The sequence below is a fragment of the Halovivax limisalsi genome (assembly GCF_023093535.1).
In the GTDB taxonomy this organism is placed as follows: Archaea; Halobacteriota; Halobacteria; order Halobacteriales; family Natrialbaceae; genus Halovivax; species Halovivax limisalsi.
The window spans coordinates 3,415,327-3,440,132 of sequence record NZ_CP095757.1 but is presented as its reverse complement, the minus strand read 5'-3'; the positions used below and the strand labels follow the sequence as shown (position 1 = coordinate 3,440,132).

Genomic DNA, 24,806 nt, shown 5'->3' with positions numbered 1-24,806 from the left:
CGCCCGGAGTAGGTAAGGGCTGTCGGTTCGGAACGCTAGCGGAGTGAAAGTGAAGGGGTCGACCTCCGAACCGGCGTCGGTGTGAGACACGGATCCATCGAATCGCCGATCCGCTCCGAAGCGACTCAGTTCCAGTCGAGGTCGACGCGATCGTGAAATTCCGCGGCGAACGAGCCGACGTCGACCTCGCCGGCCTCGATCGACCGGAGCGTTTCCATCGCCGACGGCGGGATCGGCGGTTCGAGCAGCAAAAACGCCGTTCCCGTCGCCGTTCGGCTCAGGAGCCAGGTCGTCAACCGGTCGATCGGCGCCCACTCTGCGGCGGTCCGGATCGCGGCGACGCGCCAGGCGCGCTCTCGTCCCGCGGCGATCCCGAGCGTCGTGGCCACGTCGTCGAGTGTGCCGAGGTCCTCGCCGAGTTGTTCGAGGCCGGGCGCGTACCGCTCGGCCAGCACCTCCTGCAGGACCGAAACCAGGCGACGGAGGAGCTCGTTGATCTCGTTGTGATCGGCGTACTTTTCCTCGCGTCGCGGGTCGATACCGACGGCCGAAAGCGTCAACGCGAGGTCGTAGTTGACGTGGGCGTTGATCCCGAGAAACGCATCCTGCATGACGAGCGCGTCCCCGCCGAGCGCCGTTCCGAACGCGACGACCCACGGATCGGGGACGTCCCCGAACGCCCCGCGGTCGTAGTTCCGCAGTGCCCGTCGATAGTACTCGGCGAAGCGGACGAGGTACCGTTCCATCCACGCGGCGTCGCGAAACGCGCCCGCGTCGATGGCCCGGACGGTCCGGTCGGTCATCTCCGCGTAGATCGTCGCGAACACGGCCCGCCGATCGTCGCGTTCCAGAAAGTGCGATTCGAGCCGGTTCAGTCGTCGGCGCACGTCGTCGATCGACTCGAACGGCGCCCCGAGCAGCGCTCTCCGAGCCGGGTCGGGTTCGACGTCGACGCGGTACGCCGCGGTCTCTCGACCGACCGTGTGCCGGAGCCGCCGGAGGACGGATCGATCGAGCACCAGCCGGGGGACCGACTGATCGGGGAGTTGAACGGTCACCGTCAGTGTCTACCACCAGCATGCGCGCCCCGACGTATATTATTGTCTACTTCTTCTCCGGTGAACGATCGGCGCCGACTATCGACGTGGTCGATCGACGCGAGCGAGCCCCTCGGTTCTCACTCACTCGTTCGGCACGATCGTCACGGGCACCTCGGCCGTTCGCGCCAGCCGGTCCGCGGTGCTTCCGAGGATGGCGCCGGCGACGCCCTCGGCCCCGCGCTGCCCGACGACGATGCAATCGGCGCCGATCTCGTCGGCGTACGCGGCGAGTGCATCGGACGGCGTTCCCCGGCGCACGGCGCCGCGGATGTCGACGTCCTGGCCGTCGTACGCGTCGACCACGTCGTCGACGAGCGCCTCGGCAGCCTCGTTCAGTTCCTCGACCTCCGCGATTCCGAACCGCATCGGGCTGGCGCCCGTCTCGACGACCGTCGCCACGTGGACGGTCGCTCCCATCGGCTCGGCCAGCGAGATGGCCTCCTCGAGTGCGCGTTCGGCTTCCTCGCTGTCGTCGAGGCCGACGAGTATCGCGTCGTACATGGGCGGCTATTCGACGGCGAACCGGAAGGGACTGACGCTCGGAATCGGCCCCATTCGGCGACGTTCCGTTCGAACACGCACCGACCGCGACCATCCGCCGAACCGACCTGTCTCCGTTCCGACCGGACGACAGTCCTTTCCCCGCCGGGCTCGTACCGTGACAGATGGACGCTCTCGTTCCGGCGACGACCGGCTCGGCGATGCTCCTCGGTATCGGCGCGCTGGTCCTCCTCGTTGTCGTCGTCACGCTCTGGCAGTCGGTCAGGTTCGTCGACGCTTACGACCGCGAGGCGCTGACGGTCTTCGGCGAGTACCGCAAACTCCTGGAACCGGGGTTGAACGTCATCCCGCCGTTCGTCTCGCGCACCTACCGCTTCGACATGCGGACCCAGACGATCGACGTCCCCCAACAGGAGGCGATCACGCGGGACAACTCGCCGGTGACGGCCGACGCGGTGGTCTACATCCGGGTCATGGACGCCAAACGGGCCTTCCTGGAGGTCGACGACTACATGCCCGCGGTTTCGAACCTCGCCCAGACGACGCTGCGGGCCGTCCTCGGCGACATGGAACTCGACGACACGCTGAGCCGGCGCGAGATGATCAACGCCCGCATCCGCGAGGAACTCGACGAACCGACCGACGAGTGGGGGATCCGCGTCGAGAGCGTCGAGGTCCGCGAGGTCACCCCCTCGCCGGACGTCAAGCGAGCCATGGAGCAACAGACCTCCGCCGAGCGAACCCGCCGCGCGATGATCCTCGAAGCGCAGGGTGAACGTCGCAGCGCGGTCGAGCGAGCCGAGGGTGACAAACAGAGCAATATCATTCGCGCACAGGGTGAGAAACAGAGCCAGATCCTCGAAGCGCAGGGTGACGCCATCTCGACCGTCCTCCGGGCCAAATCCGCCGAATCGATGGGCGAGCGCGCCATCGTCGACAAGGGGATGGAGACGCTTTCCGAGATCGGCCAGGGCGAGTCGACGACGTTCGTCCTCCCGCAGGAACTGACCTCCCTCGTCGGACGCTACGGCAAGCACCTCACCGGCAGCGACGTCGCCGAGGGCGACGGCACGCTCGAGAGTCTCGACTTCGACGAGGAGACCCGCGAACTGATCGGCCTCGACGACATCGCCGAGATCATCGGCGAGATCGACGCGGAGGCCGCAGTGGACGTCGAGGCGATGGAACAAGAGGCCCAGGCGATCAAGGAGGGCCAGGATCTCGGCGCGACCGACGGCCCCGAAGTGCCGGAATCGAGCGATTCTTCCGACTCGGCCTGACGGATCGGTGTCGCCGACGGGCGGAGACGCGTCGCCCAGGATGCGATCGCTTTGGGTGGCTGTTACTGATACATGCCCGAGCCCTTCGAGCGGAAGCTCTGCTCTTCGTCGCCGCCCCTGGCCCCTTCCTGCTGGGCTTGCTGGAACTGGCTCGCGACCTGTTGCATCCGCTGTTGGATCTCCTCGGCCTGTTCGTCGAGCGGCGTCGTGTCGACCTCGAACTCGACGAGCGGTTCGAGCGCGTTTTCGATGACGGCCTTCGCTGAGCCCGGATCCGGCAGGCGCGGGTGCGCGCGGACGACCAACAGGGCGGCCGGTACGTCGGCCTGATAGCACTCGCGAACGAGCGCGCCCGTCACGCCGCCGACGACGCCGCGCTCGTCGCCGATCGGGATGTCGGCCGCCTCCAGGTCGGCGCGCACGTCCTCGGTCGTCGCGATGCCGGTGACCTGTCCGAGTTGCTCCTCGGAACTCGCGGGCGCCGCGGCGAGGAAGATCGCCCGTCCGATGTCGCCCGCGATGTCCTCGATGACGCACCGACTGAGCGGCTCGTACGCTCGTTCGGGGATCGTCAGGTCGCTCTGGAGGGTCATCACCGCCGGATCGGCGCAGCCGTAGACTCGGACGAGATCCTGCACCAGGCCGTCGTCGAACGTCGCCACCGGCGGGAACGCCTCCGAGGTGATGTTCCCGCAGTGGGAGAGATCGAGCTGGTCGTTCAGCAGGTCGACGGCGATCGAGGCCACCAGCCCGTGTCCCGGCAACCCCTCGATGAGCGTCGGTTCCTCGCTGGTCATCTCCGCGAGTCGCTCGTACGACGTGGATGGATCGGACGCCATTGTACCGTCTCGTTCGGAGACCACCGCCAAGGTTCTTTGCACAGCCGGTCGCTCGCGACGAACGATCGCGGCCGTCCGTTCGGTACGATTATTTGCCCCCGCAATTTAGTGGGTATCGCCAGCCAAGCGGCCGGTCCCCCGCTCTCCGGGGCGGCTCGAGTCCGTGAAAACCGGTCGACGACCGGACGAGCGGCCGACTGCGCGAGGGCGCCAGCGGCCGTCGAGAACCCGGTTGCGGGCGCGTCCGGCAACGCGTCCGGGCCCGGCTGCAGCCGACGCGGATCCGCCCACAACCGCCCACGCACCGCACCACTCCCGACGCCGCCGGAACCCTCGACCGACGAATCCGACAATGTACCAGGACATCGAATCCGCTCCACGAGCCGAACTCGAACGGATCCAGCGAGATCGATTGCGCGAGACGGTCCGCCACGTCTACGACTCCGTGGACTTCTATCGCGATCGACTCGACGACGCCGGCGTCTCGCCGGCCGATATCGAGACGATCTCGGATATCACGACACTGCCGTTCACTGGAAAAGAACACTTCGAATCGCAGTACCCGGACGGGCTCTTCGCCGGGTCGGACGAGGATCTGACGCGGATCCAGGCCTCCTCGGGGACGACGGGCAAACAGAAACTCGTCGCCTACACCGACGACGACCTGCGCGTCTGGCGCGAGGTGATGGCGCGCTCGCTCGCGGCGGCGGGTATCGAGCCCGCCGATACGTTCCAGAACGCCTACGGGTACGGCCTCTTCACGGGCGGACTGGGCTTTCACGACGGCGTCGAGGAACTCGGCGCGACGGTCGTCCCGACGGGCGGCGGCAACACCGCCCTCCAGCTCGAGCTCCTCCGGGACCTCGACGTGGACGCGCTCGGCTGTACCCCCTCGTACTGCCTCTATCTCGCCGAGGCGGCCGACGAACGCGACATCGACGTCCGCGGCCTTCCGCTGTCGACGGTCGTCATCGGCGCCGAACCGTTCACCGATCCGATGCGCGCGGAGATCGAAGACGCGCTGGACGTCACCGCCGTCGACATGTACGGCCTCTCGGAACTCATCGGGCCCGGCGTCGCCGTCGAGTGCGCCGAAGCCCAGGACGGATTGCACCTCTGGGAGGATCACTTCTACCCCGAGATCGTCGATCCGGAGACGGGCGAGCCTCTCCCCGAGGGAGAACGCGGGGAACTCGTCCTCACCTCGCTGACGAAGGAGGCCCTCCCCGTCCTCCGGTACCGGACGGGCGACGTCACCAGTCTCACGTACGAGGCCTGCGAGTGCGGGCGGACGTCGGCTCGCATCGAGAACATTCGCGGGCGCGTCGACGACCTGCTCATCGTCCGCGGCGTCAACGTCTACGCGAGCAGCATCGAGGAGGTCCTGGTCGAGATCGACGACGTCGCGCCGCACTACCGCATCGACCTCTACCGCGATGGCTCCCTCGATACCATGGAGCTCACCGTCGAACGCCACGCGGACGCCGACCGATCACGCGAGGCCCTCCACGACCTGATCGAGCGGCGACTGACCGAGATCCTCAACGTCACGGTCGACGATCTCTCGGTCGTCCCGTCCGGCGAGATCGACCGCCAGGAGACCGGCAAGGTCCGGCGCGTCTTCGACCACCGCTGACGCCCGCCGTCGGCGCTTCGACGGTGCGGTCGCCCGAACGTCTTCGGGTCGAACGAACCCCGCTCGTCCCGGGCGTGGATCCCCTCGTTTCAGAACCGTTTTCGGAATCCGTCGCCGACCGGTCGGTATGGTTCGCGTCGACGGCTACGTCCACCACACCGGCGATCACTGCGGGTCGACCTCGCTGCGAAACCTCGCCGGCCGCTACGACTGGGGGGTCGACGAGCCCACCTGCTTCGGCCTGGCGGCGGGCCTGGGCTTTACCTACTTCGAACTGGCGCGCGCTCCCCACCGCGGGTTCTTCGGCCGGCCGCTGTGGATCGAGGACGCGTTCTTCGAGCACCTCGGAATCGGGTACGAGCGGTGGCAGCCGGGTATCGCTGCGGAGCCGGATACGGACGACGAGCGCTGGGCCGCCGTCGTCGATCGCCTGCGCGACCGAACCGCTGCGGGCGATCCGGTGATGGTCTTTACGGACATCTTCCACCTCGAGTACTTCGACACGGGGACGCACTTCGCGCCGCACACGATCCTCGTCGTCGACGTCGACGGTGACGAGGTCGTCCTCTCGGACAGCGAGTTCGACGCCGTCCAGCGCGTCCCGATCCCGGATCTTCGAGCCGCGATGGGATCGGACGCCGTCTTCGACCTGGGCTATCGCCACCTCGTCGTCACCGATCCGGAGCCGACTGTCGACCTGGCCACGGCCGCACGGGCGGCCATCGAGACGACCGCCGACGCCATGCTCGATCCGAACCGAAGGGACCGACCGCTGGGTCGGGGGTCCCACGGCCTCGACGGCATCCGCGCGTTCGCCGACGATCTTCCCGCGTGGACCGACCTTCCCGACCCGCAGTGGACCGCCCGCTTTGCCTACCAGAACGTCGAACGCCGCGGCACAGGCGGCGGCGCGTTTCGCAGCCTCTACGCCCGCTTCCTGCACCGGATGATCGCGGAACTCCCGGAACTCGATCCCGCGCTGGCCGAGCGGACGGCCGCGATCGCGGACGACTGGACGTCGATCGGGGAGACGCTGAAGACGGCGAGCGAACTGGATCGCGCGACGGACTCCGAATTTCCCGAGCTGCTCGCCGACGCGAGCGACGCGATTCGCGGCGTCGCCGATCGGGAGGAGCGCCTGGCTCGCGACCTCCTCGAAGCGGTGTCGAACTGAGGTGACGGGAACGCTGCCGGTCCACCCGGCCGTCGCGTGGTGCTGGGGAGCCGGTCGGTCCCGTCGGCCCGTTATGGGACGATGAACCGGCTCTGCGTTCTCTCCTGCGGTGATGGCGTGTCCCCACTCCATCCCGAACCCGTCACCTCGCTGGCCGGTAGTACGTTTCTTCCGCCCCCGTTCCGCTTTTCCGAAACCACGTGACGTCGTTTCGTCTCCCCGATTTCGGTAGCGCAGGCCCCGAGAGCGACGAACGAACCCGTTTGCCGAATCTCCAGCGACGGATCCGAATCGTCTCGCCGAGGGCCTCGCTGACGCTCGGCCCTCGCGGCTCACGGGTCGCTTGCGCTCCCCGCTCGCAATCTCGAGGGCCTCGCTGACGCTCGGCCCTCGCGGCTCACGGGTCGCTTGCGCTCCCCGCTCGCAATCTCGAGGGCCTCGCTGACGCTCGGCCCTCGCGGCTCACGGGTCGCTTGCGCTCCCCGCTCGCAATCTCGAGGGCCTCGCTGACGCTCGGCCCTCGCGGCTCACGGGTCGCTTGCGCTCCCCGCTCGCAATCTCGAGGGCCTCGCTGACGCTCGGCCCTCGCGGCTCACGGGTCGCTTGCGCTCCCCGCTCGCAATCTCGAGGGCCTCGCTGACGCTCGGCCCTCGCGGCTCACGGGTCGCTTGCGCTCCCCGCTCGCAATCTCGAGGGCCTCGCTGACGCTCGGCCCTCGCGGCTCACACGTCCTCGGGCAACCAGCCGCCGTCGACCTCCACGTTCTCGCCGCTGACGTAGTCGAGATCGGGATCGAGGAAGAAGCGGACCACCTGCGTGACGTCCTCGAAACTCGCCGGCCGATCGCGCGGCAGGTCGTCCGGAAACTCCTCGGAGTTCTCCACGACGTACGGCGAGACGGCGTTGACGGCGATGCCGTCGTCCTGCGTGTCGTTCGCGAGCATTCGCGTGAACATGAGGACGCCCGCCTTAGCGACGAAGTAGGGGAAGTTCTTCGGATCGACCAGCCCTTTCTCGGCGCCGGCGTAGCCGACGTTGACGATGCGACCGAATTCGGCCGCTCGCATGGTCGGTAGGGCGCGCTTCGAGCAGAGGTACGTGCCGGTCAGGTTGGTGTCCATCACGCGCTGCCAGGTGGCGAGGTCCATCTCGTCCCAGCGGACGGGCGCGAAGTCGCCGACGTTGTTCACCAGACAGTCGACGTCGCCAAGCTCGGCCTCGACGGTGCTGAAGAGCCCGTCGACGCTCTCGGGATCGGTCACGTCGGCCTGCACGGTGATCGCTGCTGCTGCGCCGCGGTCGCTGGCGGTCGCGGCCACGTCGGCCGCCGCCTCGGCGCTCGTGTGGTAGTTGACCGCGACGCGAGCCCCGCAGGCCGCCGCGTCGAGGACGAGCGCGCGTCCCAGTCCCTTCGCGCTCCCGGTGACGAGGACCGTTCGGTCGGTCAGATCGGGTCCGTCCATACGCGACGGTCCGTCGCCGGCGGGTTAGCTGTACCGCCCGGCCGCCGTCACTTCCCTTGCCCGAACCCCGCTTCGCGGTCCGTCGCTTCTACAGATTTGCCACTCGTGCGGGGCCCGTCGTCACTTCTCGTCCGCCCGTTCCTTCCAGCGTCGTTCCTGTCGTCGTTCGGCGACGTGCCGGCTCCCGTCGGCCAGTTCGTGGCGAACTCGGCTCTCGAAGCCGTCGATCTCCGCGAGGATCGTCCCCTGGAAGTCTTCGACGACGTCGTAGGACCACCGATCGCCGTCGACGACGCCGTGGGGAAGCACGGACACGCGCAGCTCGTCGGCGAGTTCGTCGTGCCCGGCCGTCCGGAGCCGCCGTTCGGCCCGGTCGAGGTGGTCCATCGCGTGCCCGGTCGCGTGGTGAAATTCCAGCAGGACGCCCTGTGCCCGCTGCAGCCACTCGAGTCCGAGTTCGACCTCGTGGAGTGCGTCGCGTTCGTCCTCGCTCAACGACTCGATGGGGTCGTCGGGTGCCATGCTGTCTCTAGACGCTCCCCAGCCCCAAAAGGCGGGCCCACGGCCGTCGAGATCGTCGGTACGGACAGACCGTCCGTCGGGAATCGTACCTCTGCGCGGTAGCCTCCGACGACGTTCGACGGCGGTGTTCGTGGCGCATCCGACGATCACGTCCCCACTCCGACGGAGTCGCCGATTAGGCTCTTCACCGCCGGAACCGTCGATCAGATCTCCACCGACGGATCCACGCCCGCCGTCGATCGCGGGCCGATCCGTCGAGACGATCTGTCAGTTAATTTCATTACGAGGGCGCGGAATGTGCTCGCCATGGACGTCGCACTGGGAGATCTGGTCTGTCTGGTGCTATACGAACGGACGGCCAGCGGGGAGGGGGACGGCCCGTCGAACGGGCGCTCGACGGTCGCCCTGACGCCGACCGATCTCGCGAGCGGGGTCGGTATCGACCCGACTGACGTTCCGGGTCGCCTCGACGTCTTCCAGACGACGATGCGCCTCACCGACGAGGGGGAGCTGACGGAGTCGATCCGGACCACCGACGCCGGGATCGAACGGAGCGTCTACGCGCTCACCGAGGCGGGGTGGGAGCGCGCGCTGGCGTGTCGCCGCCGGCTCCTGGAGCAATCCGAGGCGTTCGATCCGTCGACGGTCGCGGACGATCGACCGCTCTGGGACGTGATCAACGCCACGCCGGAGACGCCGCTGTCGTCCGTTCTGGCCGGACTGTCGAGCGAGCCGGTCGCGACGTCCTCGGGGTACGTCTCCGGCGAGGTGTTCGTCGGCCGGGCCGTCGAACTCGAAACGCTGGTCGAGGCCCTGGACTCGATCGACAGTCGCGGCGGGCAGACGCTGTTCGTCACCGGCGAGGCGGGCGTCGGCAAGTCGGCGCTGGTCGAACGGCTGCTCGATCGAGCCGCCAGCGACGGCGTGACCGTCGGTCGGGCCGCCTGCCAGCGCGGGAACGACGCGCCCTACGGCCCGCTTCGGCGCGCGATCGAACGGGCGTTCGATTCCTCGGTGCTCGACCCGCTCGCCCGGGCGACGAGCGAGGACCTGGCGGACGCCCCGCTCTCGACGCGCCAGAGCGCCCTCCTCGGCGACGTCTCGACTGCCGTCTGCGATCGGTCGACTGACCAGCCGACGCTGCTGTTCGTCGACGACCTGCAGTGGGCCGGCCCCGCCACGCTCGCACTGTTCGAACGCCTGGCCGACGAGTGCGGCGCCTGGATCTACCCGCTGTTGCTCGTCGGCGCCTACCGCCCGGGTGCCGTCGCGGCCGACGCGCCGCTGGGTGAGATGCGCGAACGCCTCGACGCCTCGGATCGCGTCGCGTCGCTGGCGGTGGCGCCGTTCGACCGGGACGATACGGCCCGGTTCGTCCGACGACTCGTCGGGGACGCGACCGTCCCGGCGGCGTTCGTGGACCTCGTTCAGGAGGCGACGGGCGGCAATCCGCTCATCGTCGAAGAGGCCGTCGCGGGGATGCTCGAACGGGACGAGATCGACCCGGCCCAGGGCCGGTATCCGCGATCGCTCGAGGAACTCGACGTCCCCGGCGGTGCGGAAGGGGCCGTCGAACGACGCATCCGCGCGCTGGACGAGACGGCGACCGACATCCTCGAGACGGCCTCGATAATCGGCCGGACGGTCGACCTCGAGACGCTCGCCTCGACCGTCTCGATCCCCGAGGCGCGACTGGGCGCGTACCTCTCAGTGCTCGTCGACGCCCGCCTCCTGGAGTGGACCGGCGAACCCGAGGCCGACCCGATCCAGTTCGCGAGCGGCCTCGTTCGCGAGACGATCCTGGCCGGTCTCGCGGACGATCGCCGGCAGGCCCTCCACGAACGCGCCGCGGAGCGCCTGATCGCCGCCGACGCACCGCCGTCGGCGATCGCGGGCCAGTGCGAGGCCGCCGGCCAGCTCGCCCGGGCGATCGAGTACTACGAGCGGGCGGCCGACCGAGCCCGGGCCACGTACGCCGGGGAGGCCGCCGTGGACGCCTACGAGCGCGCACTCCGACTGGCCGACCGCCTCGGCGAGCCCGATCGCGCCGCTTCGATCCGCCTCGAAATCGGTCGCACCCGGTTCGTCCGGGGCGAACCCGACCGCGCCGAGTCCCAGTACGAACGAGCCCTCTCCCTGGCGAGCGACGACGCCGTCGCCTGTCGCGCCGCTCACCGCCTGGCCGAGCTCCGGATCAAAGCCGGCTCGGTCGAGCGCGGCCTCGACGTCGCCCGGGACGCCCTCGAGCTGGCGACCGACGCCGTTCCGCCGGCGGATCGGTGTCGCCTCCACCGGGTGACCGGCTGGGGACTGGTTCAGCGCGGCGACTTCGACGGCGCGCGCGGTGCGTTCGAGGCCTGTCTCGACGTCGCCGAGGACGCGGAGGATCCCACCCTGTACGCGCTCGCGACGCACGATCTCGGGACGCTCGACGGGAAGACGGGGCTGTTCGAACGGGCGGAGCGCCGACTCACCGATGCGGTGTCGTCGTTCGAGCGCCTGGACGAGGCCCACTACTGTGCGAAGTCGCTGACCAACCTCGCGCTCGTCCACCGCCAGAGCGGCGATCTCGAGGCGGCCATCGATGCGAACGAGCGGGCCCTCTCGATCCAGCGCGACCACGGACTGCGCGAGACGTTGCCCGACGCCCTGCTGAACCAGGCGCTCCTCTACCGAGCCCGGGGCAACCTCTCGCAGGCGGTCGACGAGTACGAGTCGGCGATCGAGGTCGGCGCCGACATCGGCCGCACCGAGCGGGTCGCCAAGGCCCGGGTGCAACTGGCGCAGGTGCATGTCCACCGCGGCCGGCTCGACCTGGCCGCGGCGCGCTGTCGCGAGGCGATCGCGACCTTCGAGGACCTCGACGGGACCGACGGACTCGTCGTGGCTTACGTTACGCGCGCGCGAACGAACGGCTACGCCGGCGCCGTCGACCGGGCCGGCGAGGACGCCCGCCGGGCGCTGTCGCTGGCGCGCGAGCTCGGCAACGACGATCGCGTCGCCGCGGCCCGCGACGTCCTCGGCTGGGTCCGCCGGATCGACGGCGACCCCGAGACCGCCCGGGATCACCACGAGGCCGCCGTCGAACTCGCCGGCGACGGCGCCAACGACGTCGACGTCACCCGCTATCGCGTCGAACTGGTCGCGGACCTCCGCGAGGCGGGCGAGCTCGACCGGGCGCTCGACCTCGCGACCGAGACGGTGACGGCGGCCGGGGCAACCGACGAGCAATTGCTCGAAGCCCGCGCCCGGTCGCGACTCGGCGCCTGCTGCCTCGCGCTCGAGTCGTTCGATCGGGCCGAACGGGAACTGGAGGCGGCGATCGGGGTCCAGGAATCCTGCGGCGCGACGGTCGACCGGGTCGAATCGCTGCTCGATCGCTGTCGCGTGGCCGCTGCGAGCGGGGCCGTCGACGACGCGACGGATCGACTCGACGCCGCCTCCGGGCTGGTTTCGGAGTACGGCCTCGGTCTGTTCGAGGGACCGGCACGAGCCCTCCGAGCGACGCTCGACGAGTGACCGTGATCGGCCGGTCGAAACGCGAACGGACCGAGGTCGGTCGACGGGAGCCCTGGAGAACGGCGTCACCGACCGGGCCCAGGCCCGCCGGGTCGCCAGCGCGGCGACGGATTGTAGTCCCAACGTGGCGGCGCTCGCCCGGGAACACGAGCTCGTCCGAGACGCGTTCGACGAGATCGAGGCGCCGACGCTGGTCCTGCGTCGCGACCTCGACGTCGCGGATCGGGCGGCGGATCTGGCCGCGGCCGACCGGCTGGCCGACGGCCGGCTCGTCCAACGTTCCGAACGCGGGTCACTACGTGTTTCGCGACGCGCCGGACGCGGCGCTCGCCGAGCTGCGGACGTTCGTGCGCCGCCGCGACGGCCGCTGACCGGTTGTTCGTACTGCGGTCGGAAACGGCCGGTCCCGTCCACCGGCTTTACTCGTCGTCGACCGACTCCTCGCTCACCAGCCGTCGGAGGCGGAAGGTGACGACGGTACCGCGCGGGTCGTTGTCGCGGATCTCGAACTCGCCGTCGAACACCTGGACGATCCAGCTGGCGAGCCAGAGGCCGAGTCCGCTCCCGTGGGTGAGCTGGGTCGGGGTCGCAGAGCCCTGGACGACCCGCCGTTCGTCGGCGGGGATGCCGGGACCGTCGTCGGCGACCGACAGCTCGAGCCAGCCCTCGCGCGGCGCGTCCGCGACCCAGATCTCGACCGACGGCGTATCGCGATCGTTGTGGACGATCGCGTTCTCGACGACGTTCTGGAGCGCGATGTCGAGCGGCTCGCCGGCGTCGATCGCACCCCGCGCGCCCACCGTGACGTCGACGGTCGCGGACGGGTAGCGCTCGGCCGCCCAGTCGGCGGTCTCGTCGAGCAGTGCTTCGACGTCGACCGCCCGGTGTGGATCGCCCGTCTCGTCGATCGAGCGTTCGAGCGTCCGGATCGTCTCGCCGAGTTTGCCCAGCCAGTCGGCGGCCCGCCGGATGGTCTGGAGGGCCTCGAGGTGGTCCTCGTCGACGGCCGGTTCGAGCGTCTCGGCGTAGCCGGCGATGATGTTGACGTTCGTCCGGAGGTTGTGCCGCAGCGCGCGATCCATCACCGAGAGGATCTCCTCGCGGCGCTGGCGGTCGGTCACGTCGCGCAGGACGCCGGCCGTCCCCGCGAACGAGCCGTCCGAGGGCTGGAGGGCGAGCGAGTTCTCGACCGTCAGCGTCCGGCCCCGCTCCGTGACGGCGACGCTCTCGACCGTGGTCCTGGCCGGCGTCTCGTCGCTCGCGTGGAGGTCCCGAATCGCCTCGGCGATTCGCTCGGCGCCCGCCTCGGTCGTCACGGCCGAGAAGTGGACGTCGGATTCCGCCACGGTGGTCCGGTCGATCCCGAACTGTTCTTCGAACGCGCGGTTGACGAAGGTGAACGTCCCCGTCTCGTCGGTCGCGTAGACCGGATCGGGAACGACGTCCATGATCGTCTCGTACTGCTCGAACTGGTTCGGCCCCGCGAGCGACTCCTCCGCGTCCGCCGCCTCGCCGTAGGGCAACGTTCGGCGACTGGTTTCGCGGAGGTGGATCCAGCCGTGGTCGATCGTCGAGCGGGCCGCGTCGCAGGAAAGGACGTACGGTTCGTAGCGCCGGCGCTGGCCGTCGATGACGCACTCGAGGTCGTGGGACTCGACCGGCGGCGGGAGGACTCGGTCGAGCTGGCTGCCGACGATCGATCCGTCCCCGGTCGAGAGGAGCCGCTCTGCGAGTTCGTTGGCCGCGACGATCTCGCCCCCCTCGACGACGAGTAACCCGTCCGGGTGGTCGATGTTGGGGCGGTCGGATTCGGCCGCGGGCTCGTCCTCGCCCGACGGTCCGTCCTCCTCCGTCTGCGAGTCGCCTGCGGGGGCCCCGGAATCGCTCGACGATCCGTCACCGTCCGCACCGGCCCCGTCCGCGGCCCGCCCGGATTCGTTCGACGACTCGTTTTCGCTCTCGGCTGACGCATCCGCGGGGTCCCCGGAATCGTCGGCCGCCACGTTGTCGTCGGTCTCCGGGCCGTCGTCGACGCCCTCGGCGTCGAAGCCGCCGGCCAGCAGGATCGCCAGGCGGTCGACGATTCCGGCGGCCCAGTATCCCACGGACATCGACCAAGTAGAGAACCGACAGGAACCTATAGCTTTTGGCGGTACCCGACGGTGAACCAACTCGCCGTCGGGCGGAATCGGGATCGAAATCGGCCGGGTCCGAGCGGCCCCGATTAAGTGGCTGGGTCCCGTCCGTCCGCGACGTGACCTACGTCGCGGGCGTCGACCTGGGCGCGACGAACCTCCGCGCCGTCGTCGTCCACCACTCCGGCGAGCGACTGGCGACCCGGCGCCGGGCCACGCCGCAGGGCCCGAGCGGCGTCGACGTCACGGAGGCCGTCCTCGACAGCCTCCGCGCCGTTTGCGGCGACGCCGGGGTCGACCCGTCGGCGATCGAGGCCGCCGCCGTCGGCTCGTTCGGGCCGTTCGACCTGGCCGAGGGAACCGTCGTCGACCCGGCGAACCTCCCGGATTCGGTGGATCGCGTCCCGCTTTCTGGTCCGGTGGCTCGCCTCCTCGAGACCGACGACGTCTTCCTTCACAACGACGCGACCGCGGGCGTCATCGCGGAGCGATTTTACGCCGAGCGCAACCCCGACGACATGTGTTACGTGACGATCTCCTCGGGCATCGGCGCCGGCATCTGCTGCGACGGGACCATCCTCGCCGGCTGGGACGGCAACGCGGGCGAGGTCGGCCACGGAGTCGTGGATCCGGCGGGACGGCTCACCTGCGGCTGCGGTCGCGACGGCCACTGGGAGGCCTACTGCGCCGGCAGCGCCATCCCGGACTACGCCGAGTTCCTCGCGGCCGAGAACCCGGACCTCGAAACCGATCTCGCCCTCGAGGAGCCGTCGTTCGACGCGGCCGACGTCTTCGCCGCGGCCGGCGCCGACCCGCTCGCGGATCGCGTGATCGAGCGCGTCGGACACTGGAACGCGATCGGGGTCGCGAACCTGGTCCACGCCGTCGCGCCGATGGTGGTCTCGATCGGCGGCGCCGTGGCGACGAACAACCCCTCGCTCGTCCTGGATCCGATTCGCGACCGCCTGCCCGAGCTCGTCGTCTCGAACGTCCCCGACGTTCGCCTCACCACGCGGGGCGACGACGTCGTGCTGGACGGCGCCGTCGCGAGCGCGCTGACAGGCGGCACCGGCGATCGAACGCAACTCGTCGGGTGACCGTCGGCCTCGCACCGACGGAATCGCCGCGAACCCCAACGTATTCCCCCCGTCGGCCCCAAGTCACGCCAATGAGCACCCCCGAATCGGAGCCGCTTCGCGAGCGCGTCGAGCGCTGGCTCGCGAGTCAGATGCCCATCATCCAGATGCACGGCGGGACGAGCGCGGTCCGGGAGGCCGACCCCGAGACCGGCGAGGTGATCATCGAGCTCGGCGGCGGCTGTCGCGGCTGCAGCGTCAGCGACGTGACGACCGGCAACATCCAGGCGGAACTGCTCACGTGGGACGAGATCGAAGACGTCACCGTCCGGGTCCCGGACGCGCGCGAGCAACTCGGCGGCCCGGAGCAGGCCGAATCGATCATGGGGATCGACCGGACCGAGGGCGGCCGCGGCGACTGGGGCTCCTCGAACCCCGGCAAGGACCACCTGTGAACGGCCGGTCGTCACGATTTCCCCGCTCGCGTCAGTTCGCGGTTCGGTATCGTCCGTTCGTGTGTCCCGAGTCGCGCCTCCCGTTCCGCTCGCGGCCCGGCGGTCCTCACGACCGAGGGCTGCGAGCGACGACGGTGATATTTGAACCGGGCTATAGGCTTTTAGGACCCACTCCCGTTCCGACACCCATGCAGGTGCGCGGCGATCTGGCGAACGATGGTGGTGTGCGATGAGTGAGGAACCCGGCGACGGATCGGCCGCTGCACCGGGTATCGACGGCCAGGGGGACACGGCGCACACGATTCGACTGGAACTCGAGGACGAACCCGGTCGGTTACACCACGCGCTCGGGCCGATCACCGACCACGGCGGCAACCTCCGGTCGATCCACCACGAACGGGGCAACCGAACGCCGCGCGGGACGATTCCGGTCGAGATCGAACTGGTGTGTACGCCGTCGCAGTTCGAGGCCATCGTCGAGGGTCTGCGATCCGCCGACGTGTCGATCATCGAGGCCGGATCCCACCGCTACGAGTCCGAGGTGACCGTTCTCCTCGTCGGTCACCTCGTCGACACCGACTTCTCGGATACGCTCTCGCGGATCGAGGCGTTCGATCACGCGTCCGTGGTCGACGCCACGATCGACGCGCCGGAGGGGACCGAGGGCGTCTCCGCGGCACTGCTCCGCCTGGCCGTCGACGACGGGCAGGTCGATCGAGCCCTCGACGCCGTTCGCACGGTCGGCGAGGAGAAGGAACTCACGGTCGTCGAACCGCTCTCCGGAGGTGAGCGCTGATGGGTGGTCGTCGACTGGCGATCGTCGGCGCCGGGGCCGTCGGCCGATCCGTCGCCGACCTGGCCGGCGAGTACGGCCACGAGGTCGTCGCGATCGCCGATTCGCGCGGCGCGGTCGTCGACGAGTCGGGCGTCGACGTGGCGTCGGCTCTGGAGCGAAAGCGACGCGGCGACCCCGTCGGCGACGCCGCCCACGAGGTGGTCTTCGAGACGCCGTACGACGTCCTGGTCGAGGCGACGCCGACGACGCTCGAGGACGCCCAACCGGGATTCGGCCACGTCGAACGAGCCCTCGCGGCCGATCGGCACGCGGTCCTCGCGAACAAGGGACCGGTCGCCGAACGCTACGACGAGTTGCGAGCGCTGGAAGCCCGGAGCGAGGGCTCGGTCCGCTTCGAGGCGACAGTGGGCGGGGCGATTCCGGTGTACTCGACGATCGAGGACCGGATGCCCGAGCACGTCACGGCGGTCCGGGGCGTCCTCAACGGGACGGCGAACTTCATCCTCAGCCGGATGGAGAGCGAGGGACTGGATTACGACCACGTCCTGGCCGAGGCCCAGGATCTCGGCGTCGCGGAAGCGGACCCGACGTTCGACGTGGACGGGACCGACGCGGCGCTGAAGTTCGTCATCCTCGCGAACGTCCTCGCGGACGGCGGCTTCTCGCTTTCGGACGCCGCCGTCGAGGGCATCGAGGGCATCCCACAGAGCGCGCTCGAACTGGCGAGCGAGGACGGCCAGACGATCAGACTCGTCGGCGAGGCGACGCGGGAGGGCGTCCGCGTCGGTCCGCGACTGGTCGGCGCACACAGCCCGCTGGCCGTCGACGGCACGCGAAACATCGTCCAGTTCGAGACAGAGTACGCGGGCACGTTACACAACAGCGGCGCCGGCGCCGGCGGCCCGGAGACGGCGACGGCCGTACTGGCGGACGTCGAGCGCCTCGCCGGGCGTTGATCGTTGGCCATCCCCCGCGCCGATCGCGGGCCGCGAGCCCGACGATTTCACCGACGGCTGGATGTGTTCGGTCTGGTGGACCGATCGGCTACGAATCGGCTCCGTGATTCGAGTGACGAAACGGCCCGTCCGGCGGGACGGTCCTCCGTCCCACTCACTTTGTCGAATCGTCCGGCTCCCGTTCTCGACGCTGATTCGGCACGTCGGTTTTGTCTTCGATATGTTGGTGGCCATATCTTTCGAATCTTCTCGCGCTCGACGATCATTGACGTCCGTTCCCCTTGTTTAGAATCGTCGAATTTATAATCTCATTCTATGATACCGGAACGAAAATTTATTCAAGGAGATCTTGTATTACAGTTCGATGTCACGAGACACACCGACCGAGGTTAGACGTCGATCGATACTTCGCGGAGTCGCCGGATCCGCCGCAGTCATGGGTGGCCTGGGTGCGATCAGCGGTACCGGGGCTGCGGAGCAGGCCCGACAACAAAAGCAGGAGCTACTCGATCCCGACCGCGCTCGAACGGTGGTCGAAGCGGAAACTGTCGAGTTGCGGTCCGAGCTCGCTCGACGCGGGATTCTCGATTCCGCGTCTATCGATCAGTTCACGTTCGAACCGCAATTCGATCCCGAGGTGACGCTCTCGACGGATGCCGAGACGGAGGGGTTCGACGTCGCTGCGGACATCGAGGAGGGAACGCCGACCGCTCACATTTCGGTTTCGAAGAACACCGATCGATACGACATCGCCGTGTATGTGCGACCAGGTGTCGATCGGAGCTACGCGGTCGTCGAAGATACCCGGACCGACGACCGATTCGCGATCAATCCCGACACCGATAGTGTCAAACTGGAATCGTCGCCGTGTCCCGAGGACGGAGAGACCTACTGTGCCGAGGACTGCTGTGCCAGTGAGGGCACCTACGGGTACAAGAAGGAAATGACGGTCGAATGCTTCTACGAACCGCAGTTCGGTTGTATCTGTGATACGACGGCATCCGACTGTTACGACGGTTGCGCCTCCGGCGAGTGTGGCTGGTAGCGTTCCGTTCGATCGAGTCGATTGGAGGCCCCGACTGTCGGTTTTCCGCGCCGAGTACGGCGCCTCGTCCTCGAGTTCGTAGTCCGACTCGCCCCGAATCCGCGAGGACTTGGCATTCCGCTGTCGGGAACGGACGAGCCACTGCCATCGAGGTTGCCAGTCGATCCGTTCCGCCTGAACGTCACGATTCGCTCGACCGAATCGTCTGTATGCGCACCCGCCACCCTAGTCGGTATTACCAGTCCGTGCATCCCATCATCGTTGGTGGGCTACTGGAGAACCGTCCTCACGCGCGCAGGTCCCGTGCGCCGACGGGTTCACACCGCATCGGAACGTACCACTTCGTGTGACTTCCTGGCAAACCGCAAGGCGGCGTCGGGGTATACTGATACGACTTTCGAAATGGTTTTAACTGGCTCCGGCCAACAAACCCGGTATAAGCGCCTTTGCGCGTGAGCTACAACAATGAGCGACAAACCGCACCAGAACCTGGCCATCATCGGCCACGTTGACCACGGAAAGAGCACGCTCGTGGGTCGGCTCCTCTACGAGACGGGGAGCGTCCCGGAGCACGTCATCGAACAGCACCGCGAAACAGCCGAGGAGAAGGGGAAGGGCGGCTTCGAGTTCGCCTACGTCATGGACAACCTCGCCGAGGAGCGAGAGCGAGGCGTCACCATCGACATCGCCCACCAGGAGTTCGACACGGACAAGTACTACTTCACCATCGTCGACACGCCCGGCCACCGCGACTTCGTCAAGAACATGATCACCGGCGCGTCGCAGGCGGACCACGCGGTCCTCGTCGTCGCCGCCGACGACGGCGTCGCGCCCCAGACCCAGGAGCACGTCTTCCTGTCGCGCACCCTGGGCATCGAGAAGCTGATCATCGCGGTGAACAAGATGGACGTCGTCGACTACTCGGAGGACACCTACAACGAGGTCGTCGAGGAGGTCAACCAGCTCCTCAACCAGGTCAACTTCCAGGTCGACGACAACTCGTTCATCCCGATCTCGGCCTTCGAGGGCGACAACGTTGCCGAGTCCTCGGACAACACGCCGTGGTACGACGGTCGCACCCTCCTCGAGACGCTCAACGACCTGCCCGAGACCGAGGAGCCGACGGACGCACCGCTGCGCCTGCCGATTCAGGACGTCTACACGATCTCCGGTATCGGGACCGTCCCGGTCGGCCGCATCGAGACCGGCGTCATGAACACCGGCGACAACGTCTCCTTCCAGCCCAGCGACGTGGGCGGCGAAGTGAAGACGATCGAGATGCACCACGAGGAAGTGCCGAAGGCCGAACCTGGCGACAACGTCGGTTTCAACGTTCGCGGCATCGGCAAGGACGACATCCGCCGCGGTGACGTCTGCGGCCCCGCCGACGACCCGCCGACGGTCGCCGAGACCTTCCAGGCCCAGGTCGTCGTCATGCAGCACCCCTCGGTCATCACGGCCGGCTACACCCCGGTCTTCCACGCCCACACCGCCCAGGTCGCGTGTACGATCGAGTCCATCGACGCGAAGATCGACTCCTCGACCGGCGAGGTCACCGAGGAGAACCCCGACTTCATCCAGTCGGGCGACGCCGCGAAGATCACGATCCGGCCGCAAAAGCCCCTCTCGATCGAGGCGGCCAGCGACATTCCGGAACTCGGCAGCTTCGCCATCCGCGACATGGGTCAGACCATCGCGGCCGGACAGGTCCTCAGCGTCAACGAGAAATAAATGCAGCAAGCACGTGTCCGTCTCGCCGGGACGAGTCCGCAGGATCTGGACGACATCTGCGACGACGTCCGCGAGATCGCGAACAACACGGGCGTCAACCTGAGCGGCCCGATTCCGCTCCCCACGAAGACGCTCGAAGTGCCGGCTCGCAAGTCCCCCGACGGCGAGGGGACGGCGACGTGGGAGCACTGGGAGATGCGCGTTCACAAGCGCCTGATCGACCTCGACGCGGACGAACGTGCGCTCCGTCAGCTCATGCGCATTCAGGTCCCGAATGACGTCTCGATCGAGATCGTCCTCGAGGACTGACCGCCGCACGCGTTCGATCGAGTGAATTTTGTCCGGTCGCATCCTGTGACCGATCGACGTCGTCGACGCACAGTCCGGTCCGCCCAACGCATGACTCGTTCGAGTAGCCCGATCGTCGAGACGCTCGCGCTTTTCGTGATCGTCGCTTGCGTCAAGTTCGTCGTCGCCACGTTCAGCCTCGCGCTTGCGGTCGGGCTGTTCGTCCTCGCACCGCCGATCGACGTGAACCCGTGGACGGTCGTGACGAGCGTGTACGCCCACAAGAACCTGTCTCACCTGCTCTCGAACGCGATCGCGCTCGTGCTGTTCGGCTGGCCGGTCGCCCGGTCGACGACGCGCGCCCGGTTTCACGCCTTCTTCGTCGCGACCGGCGCGGTCGCGGGCGTCTCGCAGATCGTCCTGACGGACGTGCTCGCGTCGGCCCCGTTGATCCCGGCGACCCCGACCGCCGGCGTCGTCGGCGCGAGCGGTGCCGTGTTCGCCCTCATGGGCTACTTGCTGGCGTCGAATCGCCTCTCCGCGGGTGTCGCCGGGCTGGTCGACGTACCGCGGTGGATGGTTGCCGTGCTGTTCGTGGCGGTGGCGATCGTCCTCACCGTGGCGACCGGGGCACCGGGCGTCGCACTCGTCGCGCACTTCACCGGCCTGCTGATCGGACTCGTCGCCGGCTCGCGACGCGTGCTTCGGCCGTGACTCTCGACGAAACACAAGCCTCAAATACCGACTCACTCTAGAATCGGTCGCGGGCTCGTAGATCAGTGGCAGATCGCTTCCTTCGCAAGGAAGAGGCCCTGGGTTCAAATCCCAGCGAGTCCATCGCTTTCCTTATACGTTTCGAAGTGTCCCGTTAGACGGGTCTGTAGGGCCCCTACTGATATATTTCTATATATTAGAAGGGAAAGGAAGTCGCGATTTTGCGAAGGAAGTGAGGGGATCGGTTCCACCCCGATGCAGTCGGGCGATTGTACCGAGTGAAAGGAGGTGGTCAGCGTGAGTCGAGCAGCCCTACTCGACGCAATCGACTCCGACGAACTGCGTAGGCGACGCTACACGCGGCCGTCCGTCGAGAAGAGCCGGGAGTTCCGGTGTCCAAATTGTACGAGACGGTGTACGCGGCTCACTGACGGCACGCACGAGGCGGGCCACGCATTCGACTGCCAGCGGCGCCATCTGGCACCTGGAAGCCCGGGTCAGCCTGAAACGGACGGGGGTGAGGAGCGATGACGTCCGGGTTCGTCCGCGCGAACCGGCTGTACGACGTCGAGACGGGGACGTCGATTCCTCATCCTGCGACACTCGCGAGTGAGAGCGATGGTCAGGGGCCGGATCGAGACATCCGGTCGGATGGGGGCGTAGTAGCGTACGGAGGTGGTCTGGTTTGAGCCGTCTCGTCGATCGCGAGGAATGTCCGCTTTGCGGTGACTCGGTGCCTGCGACGCGACCGCTGTGTCCCGACTGCTCGCGTGAACTCAACCAGGTCCGGGGTGAGATGCTGTGAGCGTCGCGGACAACGCGGACTGGGGGCGGACGGTCGAGACAGCTGCGTGTGAGCGCTGGCCGCTCGAGCACGTCGCTGCTGACAATGACAAACCCGACTGGTTCGACGCGAGATTCGTCGCTCCGCTCGAGGCGGAGTCTACTCCGGAGCCAATCGTAGAGGCCGGGACGCCGGTCGAGGTAAAATCGTGTCGGCGCCGCTATTGCGGGCGGTACGGCCGGTGGTGGATCAAGCGCGAAAGCCACGATCGATTGGTCGACGCGGCGGGCGAGTACGTACTCGCGGTGACCGATCGAACCGGGATCGTCCGCATGTCGCTGTTGAGCGCTGAGACGGTCGACTGTCTGTGTTCGACCTGGTGGGAGACGGGCGACGGCGGACCAAACGCGGAGGAGTACCGGCAGGTGCCCTGGACGGTGGTGTTCGAAGATCTCGTCGGGCCGGGAGGTGAGCAGCGGTGACGGAGTGCTATGAGTGTTCTGAGCTTGTCAATCCGCGACTCGCGAGGGTCTACGTCCCGCCGGACGAGTCCGTCGGTCTCACTCTCTGCGTTGATTGCCAGGCGACGTATCCGCGTGGTCGGCAGTACAAACCGCGACGTCTCCCGAACCTGTCATGCACACCACTCAGAGGAGGTGAGTTGCCTTGAGTGTCGACGCGGATCGAAACTACAGAGCCGAACTCGCGAGCCCCAAGTCGGGGCTGCAGGGGTTTCCCGTCGACGCGATCTGCACTGGCTGCCAGCGCGTGCACGTCAAGCAGGCCCGGCCAGAAGACGTCGGCCAGTCGATCGACATCGACCCGGTGACGCTCGACGCGAAAACGATCACCTCGTTCAGGCACGTCTGCCACCGGTGTGGGACGGTGACTTGGTGGAATCCGAGGGCAGTGCTGTCCGGCCTGATCGAGGCGAAGCGGTCCGCGGAGGAGTGACCGATGTCGCAGGTCGCGGATGCCCCACACGAGAGCCACGGCCGTTGGAAGTGGGCCGAGTGGGGCCGTGGACCGTATCAGGCACTGTCGAAAGTGATGCTCGGGCCGCCGTTCGAGGGCTACCTGGAGCTGGACATCTCGGTCGACGGCGAGCCCTGGCACGTCCAGGTGAGCTATTCGAAGTCGGGATTCGCCCCTGCCGAGACCGACCCGATCGACGCGCCGCGGCTCTACGAGTGGGATATCGTGGGTCGAGGGACGGGCGAGTCGAAAGCGTCGTTCAACATCTCGCCGCGATTCCCCGATATGCGCCATTGGGAGACTGGCGAGCCGATCAGACTTCCGTGGGAGAGCCAGTTCGGCGAGGTCGAGGGCATCGACGTCGAGTACTCCCCGTCGAACATCGAGCCCGAGCGTGCGCTCGAACTGCTCCCCGAATTCTTCCACGCGATCTTCGAGGAGGCCGGCGAGCCGATCTATCGCGAGTACTTCCGGAAGCCGCCACACCCCGAGTACAGTCGCGAGTGGGCGCACGAGCGCTACGTACGTGTTCGACGAGAGTGGGCCGAGCGCCTGGCGAAGTCGGGAGTGCTCCAGAAGGTGATGCATCACCTGACGGACCTCGAAGGGGTGAAGGCGGAGCTGAAGATCGACAACGAGGAGATTATCAACCACCAGAACCGGCTGGTCCTCGAGCCGTCCGCGGTGGGCGAACTCCTACCCGGCCACACCTACGGACAGAAGTTCGAGATCTACCAGCTGCGCGACGCCGACGCCGTCGACAGCGATCACCCGTCGTACCATCCGAAGGTCGAGGTGCTGGTGAACAAGGCGATGAACGGCGGCGAGGCGTGGTCCTGGGGCGAACGCCGCCAGGTCGTCGAGGAGATCGAGGAGACGCTGCTGAACTTCCTGGCGTGGGACGATATTCCGCTCGCGCCCGACGCGAGCGGCGTGTACGTCGAAGACGACCATTTCGAGGCGACGACGCGCGAGGAGTCCGTCGAGATCTACCCCGACCCGACGCCGCGCCTGGAAGCAAAGAGCGACCACCTGCTACTGACGACGCTTCGCGACATGGGCGAGACCGCCGAGGAGGTCGCGGGTACCGTCGCGACGGACGGCGGCCGACGCGTCGACGACCTGGCCGACCAACTCGGCAAGCATCCGGCGACGATCTACCGCGCGATCAAGGACCTCGGGGAGATCGTCCAGCTCGATGACGGCCAGGTGAGCTACCGCGCCCGGAAGTATCGCGAGGAGATTCGAGCGCTCGTCGAGAGCGCCGAGTACGCGATCGACAGCTACGCCGACCGAATGCAGTCGATCATGGGGATGGCCGATCACATCGCCGACTGCTCGCCGTTTCAGGAGTGGCTGGCAAAGAACGGCGCCGAGATCGAGTACGACGAGAACGGCGAGCCGGAGCGAATGCGGATCGATACGATTCTCTCGAGGCTGAAGTCCGACAGCTTCGAGACCGCGCAGACGATCGCCGAGGAGGCCCTGTACAAGTGGACACGCTCGGGAAACGATCCGCTCCCGCTGCGGCGGACGTTGATGGCCTGGAAGACGCCTGGCGGTGGAACCGAGACGGCGTACGTCGGGGCGATCGCCGACCGCTGAAGCCGCTAACGTAGTGGCAACGCTATCCCGGTGCTTATTTTCAGCAAGTATACTTTCACTAGGTTCCGACAGTCACAAGTTCAGTTGTGTTCGGGTGGCGGTCATGGGCTCGACCGCGCCGACCGCACCGCGACCGCTGCGGGGTCGTTTCGCGCTGCGCGCGAACGCCCCCTTGGGGGGTGTCCCCAAGGGGACAGAGTCAAAAATTACAA

Annotated in this window: 21 protein-coding genes and 1 tRNA gene; 16 read left to right on the top strand and 6 right to left on the bottom strand. The window is 67.8% G+C overall.

Annotated elements, in window-relative coordinates; genetic code table 11:
• Window positions 1-125 precede the first annotated feature (125 nt).
• Both MXA07_RS16015 and MXA07_RS16010 read right to left on the bottom strand, forming a co-directional pair.
• Window positions 126-1,058 (bottom strand): DUF5995 family protein, encoded by a 933-nt coding sequence (locus MXA07_RS16015; protein WP_247729597.1) that lies wholly within the window; start codon window positions 1,056-1,058, stop codon window positions 126-128.
• Between the two features lie 123 nt (window positions 1,059-1,181).
• Complete coding sequence (locus tag MXA07_RS16010; RefSeq protein ID WP_247729596.1) at window positions 1,182-1,601, bottom strand: universal stress protein; 420 nt, start codon at window positions 1,599-1,601, stop codon at window positions 1,182-1,184.
• Between the two features lie 164 nt (window positions 1,602-1,765).
• Here MXA07_RS16010 and MXA07_RS16005 point away from each other — a divergent pair, with 164 nt between their 5' ends.
• Complete coding sequence (locus MXA07_RS16005) at window positions 1,766-2,881, top strand: SPFH domain-containing protein (RefSeq protein ID WP_247729595.1); 1,116 nt, start codon at window positions 1,766-1,768, stop codon at window positions 2,879-2,881.
• Between the two features lie 62 nt (window positions 2,882-2,943).
• Here MXA07_RS16005 and MXA07_RS16000 read toward each other — a convergent pair whose 3' ends face one another.
• Window positions 2,944-3,720, bottom strand: a complete 777-nt coding sequence (locus tag MXA07_RS16000; protein ID WP_247729594.1) for a proteasome assembly chaperone family protein — start codon at window positions 3,718-3,720, stop codon at window positions 2,944-2,946.
• A 352-nt stretch (window positions 3,721-4,072) separates the two neighbouring features.
• On the opposite strand from MXA07_RS16000, the gene paaK reads away from it, so the two are divergent.
• Entirely contained in the window at window positions 4,073-5,356 is a 1,284-nt protein-coding gene (gene paaK / locus MXA07_RS15995; protein ID WP_247729593.1) for a phenylacetate--CoA ligase PaaK, read from the top strand.
• Between the two features lie 127 nt (window positions 5,357-5,483).
• Window positions 5,484-6,530, top strand: coding sequence for a BtrH N-terminal domain-containing protein (locus MXA07_RS15990; RefSeq protein ID WP_247729592.1), 1,047 nt, complete (start codon window positions 5,484-5,486; stop codon window positions 6,528-6,530).
• A 722-nt stretch (window positions 6,531-7,252) separates the two neighbouring features.
• Here MXA07_RS15990 and MXA07_RS15985 read toward each other — a convergent pair.
• The gene (locus MXA07_RS15985) at window positions 7,253-7,993 is read right to left on the bottom strand and encodes an SDR family NAD(P)-dependent oxidoreductase (protein ID WP_247729591.1); all 741 of its coding nucleotides are present in this window, start codon (window positions 7,991-7,993) and stop codon (window positions 7,253-7,255) included.
• Between the two features lie 120 nt (window positions 7,994-8,113).
• Complete coding sequence (locus MXA07_RS15980) at window positions 8,114-8,515, bottom strand: hypothetical protein (RefSeq protein ID WP_247729590.1); 402 nt, start codon at window positions 8,513-8,515, stop codon at window positions 8,114-8,116.
• 306 nt (window positions 8,516-8,821) lie between these two features.
• Between MXA07_RS15980 and MXA07_RS15975 the strand changes: the two genes are divergently transcribed.
• Window positions 8,822-12,034, top strand: coding sequence for an ATP-binding protein (locus MXA07_RS15975; protein WP_247729589.1), 3,213 nt, complete (start codon window positions 8,822-8,824; stop codon window positions 12,032-12,034).
• Window positions 12,035-12,453: 419 nt separating this feature from the next.
• Here MXA07_RS15975 and MXA07_RS15970 read toward each other — a convergent pair whose 3' ends face one another.
• Window positions 12,454-14,145, bottom strand: a complete 1,692-nt coding sequence (locus tag MXA07_RS15970; protein WP_247729588.1) for a sensor histidine kinase — start codon at window positions 14,143-14,145, stop codon at window positions 12,454-12,456.
• Window positions 14,146-14,288: 143 nt separating this feature from the next.
• Between MXA07_RS15970 and MXA07_RS15965 the strand changes: the two genes are divergently transcribed.
• From MXA07_RS15965 to MXA07_RS15910, 12 genes are all read left to right on the top strand, one after another.
• A complete protein-coding gene (locus tag MXA07_RS15965) occupies window positions 14,289-15,266 on the top strand; it encodes an ROK family protein (protein WP_247729587.1) in 978 nt (325 codons plus the stop codon).
• A 71-nt stretch (window positions 15,267-15,337) separates the two neighbouring features.
• Window positions 15,338-15,700, top strand: a complete 363-nt coding sequence (locus tag MXA07_RS15960) for a NifU family protein (RefSeq protein ID WP_247729586.1) — start codon at window positions 15,338-15,340, stop codon at window positions 15,698-15,700.
• Between the two features lie 229 nt (window positions 15,701-15,929).
• Window positions 15,930-16,496, top strand: coding sequence for an ACT domain-containing protein (locus MXA07_RS15955; protein WP_247729585.1), 567 nt, complete (start codon window positions 15,930-15,932; stop codon window positions 16,494-16,496).
• A complete protein-coding gene (locus MXA07_RS15950; RefSeq protein ID WP_247729584.1) occupies window positions 16,496-17,452 on the top strand; it encodes a homoserine dehydrogenase in 957 nt (318 codons plus the stop codon). Before MXA07_RS15955 ends, MXA07_RS15950 begins: the two co-directional genes overlap by 1 nt.
• Before the next feature lie 364 nt (window positions 17,453-17,816).
• On the top strand, window positions 17,817-18,497 hold the full coding sequence (locus tag MXA07_RS15945) for a hypothetical protein (protein ID WP_247729583.1): 681 nt from the start codon (window positions 17,817-17,819) through the stop codon (window positions 18,495-18,497).
• 465 nt (window positions 18,498-18,962) lie between these two features.
• The gene (gene tuf, locus MXA07_RS15940) at window positions 18,963-20,228 is read left to right on the top strand and encodes a translation elongation factor EF-1 subunit alpha (RefSeq protein ID WP_247729582.1); all 1,266 of its coding nucleotides are present in this window, start codon (window positions 18,963-18,965) and stop codon (window positions 20,226-20,228) included.
• The gene (rpsJ, locus tag MXA07_RS15935) at window positions 20,229-20,537 is read left to right on the top strand and encodes a 30S ribosomal protein S10 (RefSeq protein ID WP_247729581.1); all 309 of its coding nucleotides are present in this window, start codon (window positions 20,229-20,231) and stop codon (window positions 20,535-20,537) included.
• Between the two features lie 90 nt (window positions 20,538-20,627).
• Complete coding sequence (locus tag MXA07_RS15930) at window positions 20,628-21,230, top strand: rhomboid family intramembrane serine protease (protein WP_247729580.1); 603 nt, start codon at window positions 20,628-20,630, stop codon at window positions 21,228-21,230.
• Between the two features lie 51 nt (window positions 21,231-21,281).
• Window positions 21,282-21,353, top strand: a tRNA-Ala gene (locus tag MXA07_RS15925).
• 678 nt (window positions 21,354-22,031) lie between these two features.
• On the top strand, window positions 22,032-22,496 hold the full coding sequence (locus MXA07_RS15920; protein WP_247729579.1) for a PD-(D/E)XK family putative nuclease: 465 nt from the start codon (window positions 22,032-22,034) through the stop codon (window positions 22,494-22,496).
• Window positions 22,497-22,680: 184 nt separating this feature from the next.
• Window positions 22,681-22,968 carry a hypothetical protein gene (locus tag MXA07_RS15915; protein ID WP_247729578.1) on the top strand — a complete coding sequence of 96 codons (288 nt, stop codon included), beginning with the start codon at window positions 22,681-22,683 and terminating at the stop codon, window positions 22,966-22,968.
• Between the two features lie 3 nt (window positions 22,969-22,971).
• Window positions 22,972-24,594, top strand: a complete 1,623-nt coding sequence (locus MXA07_RS15910; RefSeq protein WP_247729577.1) for a DUF7845 domain-containing protein — start codon at window positions 22,972-22,974, stop codon at window positions 24,592-24,594.
• Window positions 24,595-24,806 lie beyond the last annotated feature (212 nt).